Origin of the sequence: Nocardia puris (genome assembly GCF_036051655.1) — a bacterium.
Classification (GTDB): Bacteria; Actinomycetota; Actinomycetes; order Mycobacteriales; family Mycobacteriaceae; genus Nocardia; species Nocardia puris.
In genome coordinates, this window is the sequence record NZ_CP107943.1 from 5,182,180 (window position 1) to 5,184,728 (window position 2,549).

The 2,549-nt window shown below is 65.9% G+C and carries 1 protein-coding gene; it reads left to right on the forward strand.

What is annotated here, in order from left to right; translation table 11 throughout:
• The first annotated feature begins 131 nt into the window (after positions 1-131).
• Entirely contained in the window at positions 132-1,379 is a 1,248-nt protein-coding gene (gene ftsZ, locus OHB21_RS24010; protein WP_067510813.1) for a cell division protein FtsZ, read from the forward strand.
• Positions 1,380-2,549: the final 1,170 nt, after the last annotated feature.

Consider the following 2,549-nt stretch of genomic DNA (forward strand, 5'->3'; position numbering starts at 1 on the left):
GGTTTAGGGTTTGCCCGGATCGCGGATCGTGAGAGAAACGGTCCCGGGCACGGCATCCGAAAGGGTGCCCGCGGCGGACATGCCGAGTATTCGCACATGACAGGCTTTAGATCGAAGGAAGGCGAGAGCCCATGACGCCCCCGCACAACTACCTTGCGGTGATCAAGGTCGTCGGTATCGGCGGCGGCGGCGTGAATGCCGTCAACCGGATGATCGAACAGGGACTCAAGGGAGTCGAGTTCATCGCGGTCAACACCGACGCGCAGGCGCTGCTGATGAGCGATGCCGACGTCAAGCTCGACGTCGGCCGTGAGCTCACCCGCGGTCTCGGCGCCGGTGCCGATCCCGAGGTCGGCCGCAAAGCCGCCGAGGATCACAAGGACGAGATCGAAGAGGTGCTCAAGGGCGCCGACATGGTGTTCGTCACCGCGGGTGAGGGCGGCGGCACCGGCACCGGCGGCGCGCCCGTCGTGGCCAGCATCGCGCGCAAGCTCGGCGCGCTGACCATCGGTGTGGTGACGCGGCCGTTCTCGTTCGAGGGCAAGCGCCGCGGCAACCAGGCCGAGGTCGGCATCAACCTGCTGCGCGAGTCCTGCGACACCCTCATCGTCATCCCCAACGACCGGCTGCTCCAGCTCGGCGACGCCGCGGTGAGCCTGATGGACGCCTTCCGCTCCGCCGACGAGGTGCTGCTCAACGGTGTCCAGGGCATCACCGACCTGATCACCACCCCCGGTCTGATCAACGTCGACTTCGCCGACGTCAAGAGCGTAATGTCCGGCGCGGGCAGCGCGCTCATGGGCATCGGCTCGGCGCGCGGCGAGGGCCGGTCGGTGAAAGCGGCCGAGGCGGCGATCAACTCGCCCCTGCTCGAGGCGTCCATGGACGGCGCGCACGGTGTGCTGCTGTCGATCGCGGGCGGCTCGGATCTGGGTCTGTTCGAGATCAACGAGGCCGCCTCGCTGGTGCAGGAGGCCGCGCACATCGAGGCCAACATCATCTTCGGTACCGTCATCGACGACTCGCTCGGCGACGAGGTGCGCGTCACCGTGATCGCGGCGGGCTTCGACGGGGGCGGACCTTCCAGAAACCAGGTGTACGACCGCAGTACGACGCGCGGTCAGATCGGCGCGGGCCGTGCGGGTGAGATCGGGCAGAGCGGCCGCGCCGGCGATGCGCCGTCCACGCGCGGCGCCGATATCGGTGCGAGTTCGCAGACCAGCACCACCCGCAGCGCGGTGCCGAGCTACCGCGATTCCGAGCGGGCGCGGATGGCCGAACCGACCGTCGCTCAGAACAACCGGTCCCACATCCAGCCGCCCGACAACGGTGGCGATGACGATGACGATGTGGATGTGCCCATCTTCATGAAGCGCTGAGTGCGCTGTCTCCCGGCGCTCCGGGAGAGGTGTTCTATGGTCCGGCTCGTGTACCCCTCCGGCGAGGGGGCACCGGGCCGGACTTTCATGTTTGCCGAAGCGGTGAGACTGCGGTGTGTCCTCGGTTGCGGTGATGTCGGGCACGGGTCGATTCCGGGGGCTCAGTAAACTTCGCGCCGCCGCGCTGTCCGGAGGCCGCGAGCCGGCGTCTCGCCCGTGGTCGACGGTCCGTATTTCCGGTCCGTGAGCGCGGATTCGCGGTGCCGTGGAGGTGACCGCGGTGGGTGTTCGACTGCCTGAGAAGGGGCGGATCCCTAGGGCTGCTGGTGCCCATGAACATTGGGGCATCACGCGGTGAGTCGCGGGTTCTCGCACTGCCGAAGGAGATTCGGCGGGACGCCCGGCGGATCGACAGTCTGGTACACCTGTCGGGGCGGGTGCTGATTCCGTCCGATCCCTGCCATTCGGTGCGGAGTCCGGCGTGGCGCGGATTGGTGACTCCGTGACCGCAGCGGTGCGGAAAACCTGTGCCTCGCGGTGTGATCGCGGCGGTGGCTGATCGACCGATCGGACGTGCGTCGATATTGCGTTGGGCGACTTCGGGAGTCGCGGTGTCCCGGTTGTGGAGCAGGTGGTGACGTATTCGTCGCGGGCAGGGGAGGGATCGGTCGCGGGCTCGTCTTGCCGGCCGGGCGAGACGTGTGGGATTCGGCGTTCGGTGTGAAAAGACTTGGCGCTCCGATGATCATCTGGGGAACTTTATTCCGGACATATCGCACAGAGTGTCCGAGCTGTCTCATATGCAGAGCGCACCCGAGTCCGGTATGTGAGTTATGTGCATATAGCATTGCTCGAAAGTGGTTCGACCGTACGATTATTCGATCGGTAGCGCTCGGAGTCGGCTGTGGCACATGCCGGTTGGTCTCGCTCGGGTGGCGCGCCGGAGTACTGCGCAGTACCTACGTCCGCGTCCAAAATGTCCGTATTGCGTTGGCGCAGAGTAGGTTTCGATATCAATTTCGAGAGGCGGGCAATTCCGCTCGGCCATGGTCGGTTGACCGGTTCGCTGCGCGGGCAAACTTCGGGCACGTGTCTTCCGGTTGACGCTGTACAAGGGCTCGAAGTATGTTGCGGATCACAAAGCAGGGCCTGAGAGTGTGGTGGTGCTTC

What these genes read in the sequence shown, in the direction of transcription:
- ftsZ (WP_067510813.1), top strand. Translation starts at nt 132, where the DNA reads ATGACGCCCCCGCACAACTACCTTGCGGTGATCAAGGTCGTCGGTATC.